Genomic DNA, 15,297 nt, shown 5'->3' with positions numbered 1-15,297 from the left:
AAGTGGAATGGTGGCTTCGTCTATGTCTCGCAAACACTGGCCGGTGAAGCCGTCGCCGCTGCAGAGGCCGAGGATGGCCAATGGACGCTCTGCTTCCATGCCCATCCGCTCGGCATCATCGACACCAGGCGCATGAAGCTTGTCCGTCGCAGCGCCGCGCCAACCAAACCGCTTGGCGCTGCGACGGACGCATAGGGGGAGAACTGTTACCCATGTATCCGGTTTAAAGTGTTACCCATCTATCGGCTGGACAGCGAAGCGGACGGAGAGGGGGCTGGCGCTGCCATATGCGATTGCCCTGCTGTTTGTGTGAGTTGAGGAGTGATCCGAGGACCGGTTCTCCCCATCGCCTCAATACCCCAGCGCCATGCCGTCCTTGCGCGGATCGGAGGCGCCGGTGAGCGTGCCTTTCTCCCAGTCGATCAGCACCGCCTGCCCGCCGCCAAGCGGATGATCCGGCTCGGCGATGCGATGGCCGCGCTTGCGCAGGCCCTCGATCGCTGCGGCGGGGACGTTGCGCTCGGCCTCCACGATACCGTCATTGTAGAACACCCGTGGCGCATCCAGCGCCTGCTGCGGATCCATGCCGAAGTCGATCATGTTGGTCAAAAGATGCACATGGCCGAACGGCTGGTAACCGCCGCCCATGACGCCGAACGGCATCACCACGCGGCCGTTTTTCGTCGCCATGCCGGGCATGATCGTGTGCATCGGCCGCTTGCCGGGCGCGATCGCGTTGGGGTGCGCCGGGTCGAGGCGGAAGCTCGAGCCACGGTTCTGCAGCACGATGCCGGTCTTCGGGCCGACGACGCCGCTGCCGAACGAATAATAGGTCGAGTTGATGAAGGAGACCGCGTTGCGGTCGCGGTCGACGATCGAGATGTAGACCGTGTCGCTGCCGGGCAGTTCCAGGCGCGGCAGATGCGTCATAGCGCGGTCGCGGTGGATCTCGGCGCGCAGCCGGTCGGCATAGGCGCCCGACAGAAGCTCTCTTACCGGCACATGAACCTGGTCCTGGTCGCCGACGAAGCGGTCGCGGTCCTGGTAGGCCAGGCGTCCGGCCTCGATCTCCAGATGCAGGCGCTCGGCGCCGTTGGGATCGAGCCCGCCGAGCTTGAAGCCCGACAACACGTTCAGCATAAGCAGCGCCGTCAGCCCCTGATTGTTCGGCGGCATCTGGTGGATGTCATAGCCGCCATAAGAGGTGCTGACCGGCGCCACATAGTCGCCCTTGGTCGCCGCGAAATCCTCTTGGCTATGCAGCCCGCCCAATTCCTTGAGCCGGCGCACCATGTCGTCGGCGACGGCGCCTTCGTAGAAGCCGGCGCGGCCCTGCTCGGCGATTATCCGCAAGGTGGCGGCGAGTTCCGGCTGGCGATGGACATCGCCGGCCTTCGGCGCCTGGCCGCCCGGCAGGAAGATGCGCGCGGCATGCTCGTCGGCCGACAGGTCGGTTTCCGGTTCCGCCCAGTCGAAGGCGACGCGGTCATGCACGACATAGCCGTTCTCGGCATAATGGATGGCCGGAGCTAGCACCTCGGCCAGGCTCTTGCGGCCATGGTCTTCCAGCAGCCGGCTCCACGCGTCGACGGCGCCCGGCACGGTCACTGCATGCGGCCCCTGTTTGGGAAGCTCGCTAAAACCCTTGTCCAGATACCAGTCGACGGTGGCGCTCGCGGGCGCGCGGCCCGAACCGTTGAAGGCCAGCACCTCGCCTTGTCCCCCGGGAGAATAGAGGACAAAGCAATCGCCGCCGATGCCGGTAGATTGCGGCTCGACGACGCCCTGCACGGCGGCGGCGCAGATGGCGGCGTCCATGGCATTGCCGCAGGCGCGCAGCATGTCGATCGCGGCAAGCGTCGCAAGCGGGTGCGAGGTCGCGGCAAGCGCTTCTGTGGCACGAACCGGCGAGCGGCCGGGAAACTGGAAATCACGCATTCTGTCTGGGTATCCCATGGGTCACTTCTGCGAATTGGTCTGGTGAAATCAATGCCGCCGCCCGAAAACCTGCGCGACGGACAAAAGCAGGACCGACAGCACGATCAGGCAGGTCGAGATGGCGGCGATCGTCGGGTCGATCTGGTCGCGCAGCGCGTTGAACATGCGGCGCGTCAGCGTTGTCGTCTCGCCGCCCGATATGAACAGTGAAACCACCACTTCGTCGAAGGAGGTGATGAAGGCGAACAGCCCGCCCGAGACGATCGAGAAGCGGATCTGCGGCATCGTCACTTGCCAGAAGGCGGCGACGCGCCCGGCCCCTAAGCTGCGCGCCACGCGCTCCTGGTTCATGTCGTAGGAGCGCAGCCCCGACAGCACGGTCAGCACCACCAGCGGCAAGGCTTGCACCGTATGCGCGATGACCAGGCCGGTCAGCGTGTTGTTGAGGCCGATGCGGGCATAGAGGAAGAAGGTGCCGATGCCGATCAGGATCACCGGGATGATCAGCGACGCGGTCAAGAGCGCGTTGATGCTGCCGTTGAAGCGCAGCGTGCCCCGGTTGATCGCATAGGCGGCGGTGGTGCCGAGCGGCGTCGCCACCAGCACGGTCATGACAGCCACCTTGACCGAGACGATGGTCGCATCGCGCCATTCCAGCGAGCCGAAATAGGTTTCGTACCAGCGCAGTGACCATTGCTGTGGCGGGAACTGCAGCAGCGTCGAATCCGAAAACGACATGATGACGATGATGACCGACGGCGCGATCAGGAACAACAGCACCAGGCCGCCCAGCGCGTAAAGCCACAGACGTTGCCGGTGCGAGATCGGCAGGCCGATATCTCCGCTCATCGCGAACTCCACACACCGGTGGCGCGCGCGCCAAGCAGCCATTGGAAGAGACCAAGAAGCGCCAGCGTGACCACCAGCAACACCACGCCGAGCGCCGCACCAGCGCCCCAGTTGGAATAGAGGCTGGTGGTCTGCTCCATCCGCATCGCCCACATGATCACCTTGCCGCCGCCCATCAGCGCCGGCGTGACGAAGAAGCCGAGGCAGAGCACGAAGACGATGACCACGCCCGAGGCGAGACCAGGCAGCGACAGCGGAAAGAAGATCTGCCGGAAGGTGGCGACCGGACCGGCGCCGAGATTCATGCCGGCGCGCAGGCAGTCGGTGTCGATGGTCTTCATCGAGGCATAGAGCGGCAGCACCAGGAACGGCAGCAATATATGCGTCATGCCGATGACGACGCCGGACAGATTGTTGGCGAGCGACAGCGGCTGGCTGATCACGCCGAGGTCGATCAGCCAGCTGTTGATCAGCCCCTTGCGCTGCAGGATCACCAGCCAGGCATAGGTGCGCACCAGCACCGACGTCCAGAACGGCAGGATGACGAAGATCAGGCAGATTGACGCTGCCCGGCGCGGCAGTTGCGACAGCATGTAGGCGAGGGGGTAACCCAGCAGCACGCAGGCGCCGGTGACGATGAAGGCGACCTTGAAGGTGGTGATGAAGGTCTTGATGTAGGAGGCCTGCTCGAAGAAACGCCCATAGTTGGAGGCACTCAGGGCGCCGTTCTCGTCGTACAGCGACAGCCAGAACAGCCAGCCGATCGGCACGATGATGATAGCGAAGACCAGGAACAGGCTGGGCGCCAAAAGCGCCAAAAGCCGCAGCGATTCGCGCCGCGCATCGGCGCGCAGCGCCTGCGCGTTGAGGTCCCGGCCCGCGCCGCCAGCCGTTTCGTTCAGGAGGGTGGATGGCGCGCTCATCCCTCGGCCGCCACCAGGATGGTGTCCTGCGCATCGAGGCCGAGGCTGATCGGCTGGCCGGGCGCCGGCATTTTCGCCAGCACATCGCTGCGGCAATAGTCGCGCAGCGTCAGCTGGCGGCCGTCGCGCAGCACCGCGTAGCAGACGAAACTGTCGCCCTGATAGATGATGTCGCCGACCGTGGCATCGAGCACATTGATGCCGCTCGACGGCTCGGCCGCCGTGACCAGCCGCAGCTTTTCCGGCCGCACCACCATCAGATGCTGGCCCGGGGCCGGCGGCGCTCCCGCCGTCTGGATCCGCCTGTCCTCATACCAGACCGAACCGTTGCGGCACTCGACGGGGATGAAATTCGACTCGCCGATGAAGCCGGCGACGAATTGCGTCTTCGGCGCGGCGTAGAGCGTCTCGGGCTTGTCGAGCTGCTCGATGCGGCCTGCGTTCATCACCGCGATACGGTCCGACATGGTGATGGCTTCGCGCTGGTCGTGCGTGACATAGACCGTCGTCATGCCAAGCCGCCGGTGCAGGGCGCGCAGCTCGATCTGCATATGCTCGCGCAGGCCCTTGTCGAGCGCCGACAGCGGTTCGTCCATCAGCACGATGCGCGGCTCGAAGACGATGGCGCGCGCCAGCGCCACGCGCTGGCGCTGGCCGCCGGAGAGCTGGTCGACACGCCGTTCGCCCAGGCCCTTGAGCTTCACCAGCTCCAGCGCCTTTTCCACTCGCTCGGCCGTCTCGGCGGCCGCCACGCGGCGCTGCTTCAGCGGAAAGGCGATGTTGTGAAAAACGTTCATATGCGGAAACAGCGCGTAGTTCTGGAACACCATGCCGATGTTGCGCTTGTGCGGCGGCGTGGTGATGATCTCGTCGGCGCCGACCTTGATCGACCCGCCATTGGCCCGCACGAAGCCGGCCAGGATCATCAGCAGCGTCGTCTTTCCGGAGCCGGAAGGCCCGAGCAGCGTCAGGAACTCGCCGGCCTCGACATCGAGGTTCAGGTCGCGCAGCACCGATACGCTGCCAAATCGTTTCTCGATCCGGCGCATGCTGATCGGCAGCGCGGATGGCGCAATGGACAAGGTTCTTTTCTCCTTAGCCGGCGAAGAGAAGGCGGGGCGAACGGCTTGCGCCACCCCGCCGTGAAGTGTCTGCCAGCTATTGCTGGATCAGATTGTTGAACTTCTCCGTCGCCTCGACCAGCGTGTCGCGCCAGAACTCGGCATCCTGCAGCACCTGCTTCTTGACGTTTTCGGGGGCCGAGTTGATGTCCTTGATCCGTTCCGGCGGGATCTTGCCGGTCTCGAAGGCCTTTTCGTTCACAGGGCCATTGTCGACATAGAGCGGCAGATTGGCCTGCAATTGCGGGCTGACGAACATCGCCAGCGCCTTCATCGCCGCTTCCTTGTTCTTGGCGCCCTTCGGGATAACCATGCAGTCGGCGGTGAGCACGCCCTGATCGAAGGAGAAGCTGACCGGCGCGCCTTCCTTCTTCAACGTCCCGGCGCGGCCGTTCCAGATGCTCGCCATGTCGACCTCGCCGTCCTTTACCAGCTGCATGGCCTGGGCGCCTGATGTCCACCACGCATCGACATGGCCGCGGATCTTGTCGACGGATTTCAAGGCGCCGTCGATGTCGACCGGATAGACCTTGTCGATCGGCAGGCCGGAGGCGAGAGCGGCGACGCTCAGCGTCTCAGTCGCCTGGCTGCTGGACAGCGCGCGCCGTCCCGGAAACTTTTCCACGTTCCAGAAATCGGCCCAGGTCTTGGGGCCTTTGTCGCCGAACACATCGGTCCGGTAGATCAGCACGACCGAGGTGTAGGAAATGCCGACCCAGTCGTCATGGACCAGCTTCGGGTTGATGCCGCTCTTGTCGATGATGCCGTAGTCGAGCTTCTCGAACAGCCCTTCCTTCGAGCCGCGCGCGCATTCGTCGGCGCCAAGCTCGGTGATGTCCCACTTCACCGCATTGCCGGTCACCTGCAGGCGCACATCGTCGAGGCCGTTGGTGGTGTCCTGCTTGATGGTGATGCCGAGCGCGTCGGCGGTCGGGGTGAAGAAGGCCTTGGTCTGCGCCTCCTGATAGGTGCCGCCCCACGAGGCGACGGTGATGGTGTCGCCCGCCATGGCGGGGGCAGCGACTGTGGCCATCAGGCCGGCAACCGCGAGAATGCTAACGCTTGTCCTGTTCATTTTTCGGCTCTCCAACCGGTGTTCCCATTTGTTTTTGATTTCGCATGCGATTTTGTATACAATTTTGAGTGTAGCTTCGAGATCGGCGATGTCAACACCGGTCGGCGTCGCTAGAATGCCTTCGACGGTGGGCTGGGAGGACGCAATGCCCGGGGCGTGGCAAATCGCGCCGACTTTGAATACAGCTATCAGTGAACACATCACTTCCGGCGGAAAGACCGGAGAACTGGAAACGGAACTTGGCCAGGGAAACCAAAAACACACTGCGCGACTCGGTCTACACCTCGCTGAAGGCGATGATCGTGACCGGCCAGATTCCGCCGGGCTCGCGCGTCACCGAGAGCGATATCGCCGCAAAACTCAATGTCAGCCGCACGCCGGTGCGCGAGGCCTTCAACCGCCTCGAGCGCGACGGCCTCGTCACCGGCCGCCCGCGTCAGGGCTATGTCGTCACCGAGTTCGACATCAACATGTTCCGCGAGGCCTTCGACATCCGCGAACTGCTCGACGGCCATGCGACCGAACTGGCTGCGGCCGCCGCGACCGAGAAGGACAAAGCGCGGCTGCGCGCCATGCTGGCCGAATGCGAGCGGCTGGCCGCCATTCCGGACCGCACCACAAAGGAAAAATTCCAGGAGCTGGAGGTCGGCATCGACCTGCACCGCGTCATCGCCGAGATCAGCGGCAATGTGATGCTGCACGGCATGCTGTGCGGAATCCTCGACAAGTGCCAGCACTATGTCTGGACCGAACTCTTGTGGCTTGACGAATGGAAGATCGCCCGCGACGAGCATGCCGAGATCGTCGAGGCTATCTGCGCCGGCGATGCCGCCCGCGCCGGCGCCCTGGCCCGCGCCCACGTGCGCGGATCACGCGAAAACGTGCTGCGCCTGCTGCAGGCGAAGTCGGATTACCAGAGTTTTCTCGCGAAGGCGTCCTGAAGACGACCTGGACGCTACTGATGCGCGCCGCGGGCCCGAGCATTTGCCTCGGCCAACACCGCGAGCGCCTGTTCGACATTCCGCGCCTGAGCATCGGTGCGCTCGATATGCTTCACCATCAGCTTTCGCAGCACGGCGAGCTTCGCGGCGCGATATGCGGCACTCTTTTCGGGAGATTCGAAAGACATCATGATCATCGCACGCTGCTATCGCTCAGCAAGGTATGAACGTTGGTGAAGATTCCGCGCCGATGACTGGGTGGAACGGCATGGGCACATCGCGCGATCAAGCAGGAACGTAGGTCAGCCGGATCACGTCCTCGCCAATCCGATCGTGAGTCAGGAGGCGGAGCCGAGGCCGGGGTCCGGCAAAATATGGCTTGCCGTGACCAAGCACGACGGGGTGCAAGTAGATTCGATATTCATCGATCAGGCCAAGTTCTGTAAGGCTTTGCGCCAAGGTCGGACCAGCAACCTCGATCTCCCCGTCGCTCCCGGCTTTCAGATCGCGGATCGCGCCCTCGAGATCATCCCCAATCAGCCTGGCGTTGGGGCCGACCGACTTCAGCGAGCGCGAAACGACCCATTTCGGCTGGTTCCGCCACGCCGCCGCGAAGGCCTGCCGATCCGCATCCCATTCAGGATGATCGTCGTCCCAGTAACGCATGACCTCATACATTTGGCGGCCGTATACGCTGCCCGTCTGCCTCTGAGCCTCTTCGATGAAGTGGCGGAAGAGCGTGGGGGTTGGCCCAAATTCCATATGGTCGACGTAGCCGTCCAGGGACTGATTCATTCCGAACACGAGCTTGGCCATGCCTTCCGCCTTTCCTCATACGGCGCATCCGCGCGCTTCTGATTGCACTATGCAATCAGTCTAGATCGGCGGACTCGATCTCGCAATTGGTTTTTGGGGTGCGCATGAACGTCACACGATCGAGCTTCCTGACCGATCTGACTCTCCCGGCGATGGGGATCGCTGGGTCGCGTTGCCGACGGAATCGTCCCGGACGCCGCGGCTACGGACGGTTCGACGATCGAATAAAATGAGTGGTTTCCAAGAAATTGGCGCGCCCGAAGAGATTCGAACTCCTGACCCCCAGATTCGTAGTTTACTTTTTTGGTCCGCCAAACATATCCAATAGTCCTCCATGATTGTAAAAGAATCTTTAATTTCAGTTATTTGCGCATAATCGCAAATTTTGGCGTGGACACGGCTCCTCATCGCGTGCGAGTCTAAAACCGGCTGAAAAACCGGCTGAATCTTCTGGCCGATATGCACTAGACTTGCAGGAACCGCGCTATGGCCGATATTCGTATCCTTATCAACGACAGAGCGGTCATCGACCTTAGGGCGCCTAATTCGGGACAGTATCGCGCCCGCGATACCCAGCTTAAAGGGTTCCACGTCATCGTGGGCAAGCGAAGCAAAACATTCGCGGTTCAAGGAGACCTGCGGAAGGATGGTAAGCGCGTTGCATCGATCTCAGTACGGATCGGCGAGGCGGCGACGATGTCTACACGCGAGGCTCGCGCAACAGCGAAGATATACCTCGCGCAGATCTCCAAGGGGGAACACCCGGATCCGAAACCTGACTTGCTGACCGAGCAACCAGCTAGTGCCAGCGTGTCTTGGGACAATCCGACTGTACAGTTGGATCAACAGACGGATGCAGCACCCAAGGGTGTCACCCTGAGCCGAGCATGGGAGCGTTATCGCGATGCACACTTGATTCGGAAGGGCCGAAGCGAAGGCACGATCGAGGGCTATCGCGACCACGTTGAACGACTCTTCAAGGATTGGCTAGATACGCCTCTACAGGACCTCGCCGAGGACCCGGCCAAAGTCATCACCAGGCATGACGAGATCACCAAAGAGCACGGCCCCTACATCGCTAATGGCAGCATGCGGACCTTGCGCGCAGTCTACAATCATGCGCGTAGGGCCCATCGCTATCTCCCCGCCGATAACCCGGCAAGCATCGTAGACTGGAATTCAGAAAAGCGGCGTAACACAGCAATGGGGCTCGACGATCTGTCCCATTGGTTCCATCAAGTCTCCGCGCTGCAGAATCCTATCAGGCGAGAATTCCATCTGTTCTCTCTGCTTTCCGGTTGCCGTCCAACCGCGTTGATGGAGGCACAGCCGCAGCATCTGGATCTGCGCCGCCGCATACTGCACATCCCGCGGCCCAAGGGGGGCGCGGACCGTGCCTTCGACATTCCGTTGTCGCGCCAGATGATCCTCTGCCTTGTGCGCGCGATCCGCTTTGCCCGCCATTTCTATCCCTCTGAAGCCAAGAACTGGCTCTTCACGGCGGACAGTGACAGCGGCCATCTGGCCGAACAGAAAGAAGATCGAGGCGTTCTTGCTAAGTGGGGCAATGACTTACGCCAGACGTTTAGAACGCTTGCGACCCCGGCAGGCATCTCCGAGTTCGACGCACGTCTGCTGATGAACCACGCCATCCCTGGCGTGAATGCCGGGTATATTTCGCGGCACAAGCTGCTTGAAGATCACCTCCGTGCGCAACAACAAGCCATCAGCAACACGATGTTCAGCGCCTTGGGCAATATGGCCATTAAGGACGCTTCAATTCGCTCATGGCTTGGTCCAAATGCGACGCATCAAGCAATCGACGCCGCTAAGCGGGAAGAGATCAGCCCTCTGCGCGATCCTCCATTGGAAAGAGGGGGGCTGCCTCAAAGGCGAGCGGCCTCGACGGCGACGTTCAGCCTCAACTATTGAGCGAGCGTTGGAGAGCCACGGGATCTCGGCAGTTCATCGTTTAGAGGATCCATCTAGGGATCGGTTGGTCGCCTATCAGGGGGTTCGAGTCAGGAGAGGGATACCGCCAATACAGTGCTGCCACTGAATTCGTTTGCAAACTCGAATCCTTTGCAAGTTATAGGGCGGTTTGCAGCCTTAAATCGTGTCCCCGCAACCAGTTTCGTCACAATACCCTTACCGTCCCGGTCTAACCGGGGCGGTTTTTGCGTTTCGAGGTTTGAGAATGTCCGTATTGCGCCCACGGGGTACCCATCTGGCCAGAGCAGCGGTGGCTACGATTTCGGGCGACGGTGTTCTGTCTGGGTTTCGGCGGTGCGTGACTTGCAGCCCTGCGCTCGTCGACAATATGCCGAAGGTTGTCGATGCCGTCTTCGGTGAAGACGACGATAGGTTCGCTCAATTCGGATTCGGGATAGTCGTCGTAGGCGCTAAGGCAACCGTCTTCCGAGAACATCGCGATCGAGCAATCGCGCAAAAATGTCTTCGTCCTCTTCGAGCATCTCAGCCACATATTTTAGGGTGTAAAGAGCGGAGTTGCGATATCCCATCTGACGGCCTCAAGATCCGGTTTACATGTGAGCTCAACAATGAAGGCCCTCATCAGGCAGCTGCTGCGACCGTCAAAGAGCTCCAATTCCAGTTAAGAAAATCCTCGAGCCGTGTGATTGGCGTGTCTGCGATGAGGGAGAACATCGGCCTGCCAGTCCTGGGAAACGACGTCGTTGAACTTTGCGAGGTGGTGATCGGCGTCGCCAAGAAGGCGGCCCCCTTGGCTGCTCATGGCGTCGGCCGCGTAAACAGGGCGCGAAACAGCTCCTCCGAGTGTCTAAGACCCTCATCCGTCAACACCAAGGATTTTACCTTGTTGACTGGATCGGCGATCAGCCCCTTCCGGTGACGTCAATCCGTCACGCCCCAGGGAAAGCCTTCCAGGCGGACTGTTCATCGTGCAGCGTCAGCCAAAGCAGCGCCCGGACCGCATCGTCGTTCTTGTCGGTGTCGATCTCCATCGCTGCAGTTTAAAAACAGACTGCGCCCGACGCGGCCCAGGCCGAATGGATACTCTGGGCTCTCGAACTTCGAATGCAACCGAGGCGAAGGCGCGGTCTTCAGTCAGCCCTCGGATTTACCTGCAAAACGACCGGCGCTGCAGTGGATCGTGTCCCGCTGCGTAGTTTAGCTGCAATAGCCGGAAAATACCTCGCCCGCCCCCGCCCATCGTCCTATTCGCAGGCGAGACTGATGCAGTAACCTTAAGAGATGCGACGGAAGAAATCCGTGGCATCTCGCGGATGTTAGGCCCCTTCACCTCGATCTTCTTCCCGCGACAGCGCTTCCTGAGTTTTCGGGAGCGTCACGGTCAGTACGCCGTTTTTAAATTCGGCGTTGGCCTTGTCTGTGTCGACGCCAGAAGGGAGTGGGATCGAACGGTAGAACAAGCCGTACGATCGCTCCGATATCCACTGTTCGCCCCCGGGCAGGTCTATATAGATGAAGCCTCCAGCAGCTCTTAGGCATCATCCGCAGGAAACTAGAGGTAATCGGCGGCGTGCGGCGTTCGTGGCATCAATTCGAAGTGGCTCCCGGACCGAATAAAACCGCGAAGTACGAGCTGCCGATCCCCTCGAAACGATGCCAGAACCTTCCTCAAGATTCGTGAGCGCGACGGTGAGCGCACGAGGCGCCCGATTGGCCGGCGGGCCTCAGCCACCCCTCCGAGAACGCATTGTTGCGTTTGCTCGCTAAAAGGATGAAGTACGAACGCGCGACCTGATTGAGATCGGAATTCCCCGATGCGATCTCCCCAGCATGTGCGACGAGGGGCTGCTCATCAAGGTTGGCTATGGAATCTATCGGGCCACTGATAGCGAGCCAGAATAACCAGATCTTGGTCGCAAAGGCCGGCTTCCTTGGCCGTATGTCTTGCCGCAGGGACCATTCTAGAACTATCTTAGCTCTGGCCTATTCAGGCTGGCGATATGTCGATGGTCTTGAAACAATTTCGAACAAAGGCCAAGGAGGTTGCCAAATTTCTGACGGTCATGGCAACGCGCGCCGACTGTCTATAGTGGCCCTCCTACTTGACCGTGAATTGTCGGCTGAAGAGATACGGGAGCAACTCGGGGTCCACACGTCCACACTCTCACAGGATATGGCCAAGTTACGAGCTGTTGGCTCGGTCGATGTCCGCCGCGACAAAACCTGCGTTTATTATTCCTCCAGAGGTGACGCGGCGCGGGAACTGCTTGTCACGCTGGAAAGCGAATATGGCAGCGGCCCTTCATATTGCCGTAACGGCGACTAACTTGAAATTTGCAGACTGCTCGCAGTGGCCCCGCCCGTCTGGCACCGTTTACTATGGGCGCCAAAAGGTCCCCCAACTGGTGGCCTAGCAGGCTCATATGGTATATAAATAATTCCTAATGTGACGCCTATAGTCGGGGGGCTATCCGGAAACGATTTGAACAGGCGGTGCTGTCGAGGAGCGTTGTCGACTTTGGCCTCTTTTCTGCAGTGATGAATACCTTGGTGTGGATCCTGCCACTGTACTGCTGCAGGTATATGATCGTGTTTTGCCCGGCTGCCAACCTGGACACGCTCACCTATTTGGGTTTGCCTGAATTGCTATCGCTCATGCTTTTCGGGGCCGGCCCTCGAAAATCGTGCGCGGCGTCTATGCGAGTCGACTCGCCGCGGACTGGATGTCTCTTTGGCGGCGTCATTCTTTCTCGCAGCAATGAATGGCCCACGCGCAGGACTAGGCGATGTCCAGGCTTTGCGCGATCTGGCAACTGTGCGAGGATTTATTGCTTCCCGGTACTATCTTTTCTGTTTGATCTCCCATCCGGCCCGGTCTTCGTGGGTCTTCTTTATTTATCCACCTGTTGCTCTTTCTCCTGACGGTCGTCGGCGCGGTCATCATGGTTGCCGTCGCGGTGCTGAATCAAGTCGCGAGTTCACGTCCGAGCAAGGAGGCCGCGGACACTCTCGGCGTCGCCGCGGGTAACTTCGAAACGGTCCGCGCACTCGGCATGGTTTCCAATGTTATCGAGTTCTGGGGAATCGGCGTTTCCGGCTCGCTGCGCGCCTCCGATGGGCTCGCGCGCGTCAACGCATTTTATGACGGTGTGTCGCGCGCCATTCGATCAATTCTGCAAATCGCGATACTGGGCGTTGGTGCCTTTCTGGTTCTGCACATCGCGCGTTTCGCCGCTCGCGTGACGTCGCGGCCTACTTCGGGCTGACCTCGCGGCGCTGGCAGTCGGGCTCTTCGGTCGACATACAGGGACGGATCTCGAAGGCCGGCGACACGGACGTGCGGCGCGCGCTCTAAGAGGCGCGTCAGGCTTGATGACGCGCTTCAAGGGCCTCCAGCGTGGCCTGGTGCCGGTGGTTTCGGTGGCGTCGCTGCATTTCCTCGCTCTGCTCTGCGCCATTGGGCTGAGACACTCGCGGATCCCTTGGTCTAGACCAAACGAGGGATGCATCTCGCCCTGATGGGTCTTCGCTCATGCACTAGAAGCGCATCTGGCAAAGTATTGATTCCTCACGAAATACCGTCCAGACGGCCAAAGCCTTTAACCAAGAATCTATTGGTAACGATTCGGATAGTTTACAAATCCCTAATTTTCCACTTTAGTAACAGCGCATATAAAGGGTCGCGCGACCGAAGAGGGGCGGTCGTGCGAGTAACTGGGAGTTTGGGGTTCGTAAGACGAATTGTCGGGATGTGGCGACGGCGCGACTGGGATTGGCGCGCCGCAGAAACTACTTGTCCTATGGTTTCAGGCGCTTGCATTGTCTTCCGCTTTCCGAACTTTCTTGTTGGGTCGTCGCCGAGGACTTCGGCGAATGGGCAGGGGTAAGTGCGAGTAGGTTGGAAAGAGTCGCCACCGCGAGGCCAGAGCAGGAATGCCGCAGGCTTTGTCCGTTTGACTGGTCGCAAGTCCGCGCAAGTGTCTTCGCAGTGCATGCGCCACCTGGCTGAATTCCTGTTCATCGAACCCGTCGTCATTGATCCTCTGACGTTGTTGAAAAATTTGAGGCCTGAGGTAGGCGCGATCGTGCTCGGGCGCGAAGCGGCCGGCCGCGCCCCAGATGGCTGCGGCAATCCGGCGGGTCACCGGCGATCGAGTGAACTCAATTTGCGGTCGACAGGCATTAGAGTTCTGCCGCCGCTGAAAGGAAGCAAGTCATGGCCTCGACAACAAGCAATGGCACGACAGTCGACAACCTTAATGTGCTCGACAGCCTCGCAAGTGACAACACCGGCGGAACCCAGATTATCGAACTGCAAGATATCGCATACGCCCTGTTCGCCACGACAAATGCGACCCAGCTTCAGACGATCGATACCGCGTTCTGGACGGATAATCTGACGCTTACGTTTCAAGCTGCTGGCACGGGCCAGTACTACACCCTGTGGGCGACATCGCTCGACAACTTTTCGTTAGTGCAAAGTGACCACTATGGAAACCCGGTTGCTGGCGCCCCTGCTGTCACCTTCAGCGCTAACAGCGCCTCCGCTTTTCTGAGTGCCTTTTCCAGCAACCCGGGCCTAGCTGGTTCGGGCCTGTCCAGCACCTCTCTGCTCGCCGCTCTCGACATCAACAGCGATATTGGCAAGAACGTCTTTCAATCGACAGTCAACGGTCAGATCGCCAACGTCTTCAGCTACGTCAGTGCGAATGATTCCTTTAATGGTACCGGGTCGCAGTGGGATGTGATCAACAATTTCAAAGTAGGCGTCGACAAGCTCGATTTCAGGAAGCTCCTCAACGACGGTATCATCGTTGGCTCGCAGGGCGGACAGACCGCCTCCAGCGCCGGTCTGGGGGAATTTTTCTGGAAGGGACAGCAGCCGGCCAATACGACCAACCTCGGGGCCGCTGGCGCCTTTGCCGTCTGGTATACCACAGACGGTAGCGGTGGGTTGTTCGTTTATTCCGATACCAACGGCGACGGCAAGGCCGATCTGAAAGTAAACGTCACTGGGACTTCAACGCTGTCGCCAAGCGATTTTCTCGGCGTCGATCCCCCAGCCGCATTCACGGTCAAAATCAATCCGATCGAGCCGAGCCAGTCAAACCCCTGGCTGATCAACTCCGCCGATGCAGCTGCCGGGGTCACAGTAACGGGCACCGTTACGCACTTTACACCGAGTGCACAGCTCATCGTCAGCCTAAATGGCCATAACTACACGGCCACGGTTGCCGCGAATGGTACATGGTCCGCCGTCATTCCAACAAGCGATCTGGCACACGCCTCACTGCTGGACGGCACGTATACTCTTGGCGCCACAATAAAGGTTGGCAGCTCAACAGCGGCTTCAGATTCCCATTCGGTAACCGTCGATGAGACGGCGCCGAGCGAGACGATCGGCTCGACGATCGGGACCGATACCGGGCTGACCTCGACGATCAGCAGCGGCGGCCTGACCAAGGACAACACGCTGGCGCTTTCCGGTACGGTGAGCGACAGCAATGGCGTGGCCTCGGTGCACGTGTTTGACGGCAGCACGGACCTGGGTGCCGCCACGATCACGGGCAACACCTGGACGCTCACGACCGCCGCGCTGTCGGACGGGGCGCACAGCTTGACGGCCAAGGCGGTGGACAACGCCGGCAACAGCACGACGACGGCGGCAATCAGCGCGACGG

General features: G+C 60.6%; 13 protein-coding genes and 3 pseudogenes. 7 read left to right on the top strand and 9 right to left on the bottom strand.

Going from position 1 to position 15,297, the window contains the following annotated elements:
* Positions 1-195: pseudogene (locus CKW40_RS40910) on the top strand (integrase); the annotation flags it as partial.
* 156 nt (positions 196-351) lie between these two features.
* On the opposite strand, the gene ggt reads toward CKW40_RS40910, so the two are convergent.
* From ggt to CKW40_RS40885, 5 genes are all read right to left on the bottom strand, one after another.
* Positions 352-1,938, bottom strand: coding sequence for a gamma-glutamyltransferase (gene ggt, locus CKW40_RS40905; protein ID WP_095205231.1), 1,587 nt, complete (start codon positions 1,936-1,938; stop codon positions 352-354).
* A gap of 48 nt (positions 1,939-1,986) precedes the next feature.
* Complete coding sequence (locus tag CKW40_RS40900) at positions 1,987-2,787, bottom strand: ABC transporter permease (RefSeq protein ID WP_095205230.1); 801 nt, start codon at positions 2,785-2,787, stop codon at positions 1,987-1,989.
* Entirely contained in the window at positions 2,784-3,710 is a 927-nt protein-coding gene (locus tag CKW40_RS40895; protein WP_095205229.1) for an ABC transporter permease, read from the bottom strand. The genes CKW40_RS40900 and CKW40_RS40895 overlap by 4 nt, the downstream gene beginning before the upstream one ends.
* Entirely contained in the window at positions 3,707-4,792 is a 1,086-nt protein-coding gene (locus CKW40_RS40890; protein WP_095205228.1) for an ABC transporter ATP-binding protein, read from the bottom strand. The genes CKW40_RS40895 and CKW40_RS40890 overlap by 4 nt, the downstream gene beginning before the upstream one ends.
* 76 nt (positions 4,793-4,868) lie before the next feature.
* Positions 4,869-5,906, bottom strand: a complete 1,038-nt coding sequence (locus CKW40_RS40885; RefSeq protein WP_095205227.1) for an ABC transporter substrate-binding protein — start codon at positions 5,904-5,906, stop codon at positions 4,869-4,871.
* Between the two features lie 239 nt (positions 5,907-6,145).
* Between CKW40_RS40885 and CKW40_RS40880 the strand changes: the two genes are divergently transcribed.
* Positions 6,146-6,847, top strand: coding sequence for a GntR family transcriptional regulator (locus tag CKW40_RS40880; RefSeq protein WP_179298304.1), 702 nt, complete (start codon positions 6,146-6,148; stop codon positions 6,845-6,847).
* 14 nt (positions 6,848-6,861) lie between these two features.
* Here CKW40_RS40880 and CKW40_RS40875 read toward each other — a convergent pair whose 3' ends face one another.
* Positions 6,862-7,035, bottom strand: a complete 174-nt coding sequence (locus CKW40_RS40875; protein WP_244571522.1) for a hypothetical protein — start codon at positions 7,033-7,035, stop codon at positions 6,862-6,864.
* A 97-nt stretch (positions 7,036-7,132) separates the two neighbouring features.
* On the bottom strand, positions 7,133-7,663 hold the full coding sequence (locus CKW40_RS40870; protein WP_095205224.1) for a dihydrofolate reductase family protein: 531 nt from the start codon (positions 7,661-7,663) through the stop codon (positions 7,133-7,135).
* 486 nt (positions 7,664-8,149) lie between these two features.
* On the opposite strand from CKW40_RS40870, the gene CKW40_RS40865 reads away from it, so the two are divergent.
* A complete protein-coding gene (locus tag CKW40_RS40865; protein WP_095205223.1) occupies positions 8,150-9,595 on the top strand; it encodes a site-specific integrase in 1,446 nt (481 codons plus the stop codon).
* Positions 9,596-10,414: 819 nt separating this feature from the next.
* Here the strand turns inward: CKW40_RS40865 and CKW40_RS40855 are convergent.
* Together CKW40_RS40855 and CKW40_RS40850 are read right to left on the bottom strand one after the other, a co-directional pair.
* Positions 10,415-10,647, bottom strand: a pseudogene (locus CKW40_RS40855) (DUF6429 family protein).
* A gap of 285 nt (positions 10,648-10,932) precedes the next feature.
* Complete coding sequence (locus tag CKW40_RS40850; protein ID WP_244571521.1) at positions 10,933-11,076, bottom strand: Hsp20/alpha crystallin family protein; 144 nt, start codon at positions 11,074-11,076, stop codon at positions 10,933-10,935.
* 404 nt (positions 11,077-11,480) lie between these two features.
* Between CKW40_RS40850 and CKW40_RS45865 the strand changes: the two genes are divergently transcribed.
* The 4 genes and pseudogenes from CKW40_RS45865 to CKW40_RS40825 form a co-directional block, all read left to right on the top strand.
* The gene (locus CKW40_RS45865; protein WP_143748514.1) at positions 11,481-11,942 is read left to right on the top strand and encodes an ArsR/SmtB family transcription factor; all 462 of its coding nucleotides are present in this window, start codon (positions 11,481-11,483) and stop codon (positions 11,940-11,942) included.
* Positions 11,943-12,522: 580 nt separating this feature from the next.
* Entirely contained in the window at positions 12,523-12,882 is a 360-nt protein-coding gene (locus tag CKW40_RS40835) for a 6TM ABC transporter family protein (protein WP_095205220.1), read from the top strand.
* Positions 12,843-13,006 (top strand): annotated as a pseudogene (locus tag CKW40_RS40830) (transposase); the annotation flags it as partial. The gene CKW40_RS40835 and the pseudogene CKW40_RS40830, both read left to right, overlap by 40 nt.
* Positions 13,007-13,832: 826 nt before the next feature.
* Positions 13,833-15,297 (top strand): Ig-like domain-containing protein (locus tag CKW40_RS40825; protein WP_143748512.1); only part of this gene is annotated, 1,465 nt, incomplete at its 3' end.

Origin of the sequence: Mesorhizobium carmichaelinearum, assembly GCF_900199455.1 — a bacterium.
Lineage (GTDB): Bacteria > Pseudomonadota > Alphaproteobacteria > Rhizobiales > Rhizobiaceae > Mesorhizobium > Mesorhizobium carmichaelinearum.
Note: the sequence above shows the minus strand (reverse complement) of the source record. Positions and strands in the feature narration are given on the sequence as shown.

Coding starts and splice junctions, on each gene's coding strand:
- ggt (WP_095205231.1), bottom strand. CDS start 1,938: ATGCGTGATTTCCAGTTTCCCGGCCGCTCGCCGGTTCGTGCCACAGAA.
- CKW40_RS40900 (WP_095205230.1), bottom strand. CDS start 2,787: ATGAGCGGAGATATCGGCCTGCCGATCTCGCACCGGCAACGTCTGTGG.
- CKW40_RS40895 (WP_095205229.1), bottom strand. CDS start 3,710: ATGAGCGCGCCATCCACCCTCCTGAACGAAACGGCTGGCGGCGCGGGC.
- CKW40_RS40885 (WP_095205227.1), bottom strand. CDS start 5,906: ATGAACAGGACAAGCGTTAGCATTCTCGCGGTTGCCGGCCTGATGGCC.
- CKW40_RS40875 (WP_244571522.1), bottom strand. CDS start 7,035: ATGTCTTTCGAATCTCCCGAAAAGAGTGCCGCATATCGCGCCGCGAAG.
- CKW40_RS40870 (WP_095205224.1), bottom strand. CDS start 7,663: ATGGCCAAGCTCGTGTTCGGAATGAATCAGTCCCTGGACGGCTACGTC.
- CKW40_RS40865 (WP_095205223.1), top strand. CDS start 8,150: ATGGCCGATATTCGTATCCTTATCAACGACAGAGCGGTCATCGACCTT.
- CKW40_RS45865 (WP_143748514.1), top strand. CDS start 11,481: ATGGAATCTATCGGGCCACTGATAGCGAGCCAGAATAACCAGATCTTG.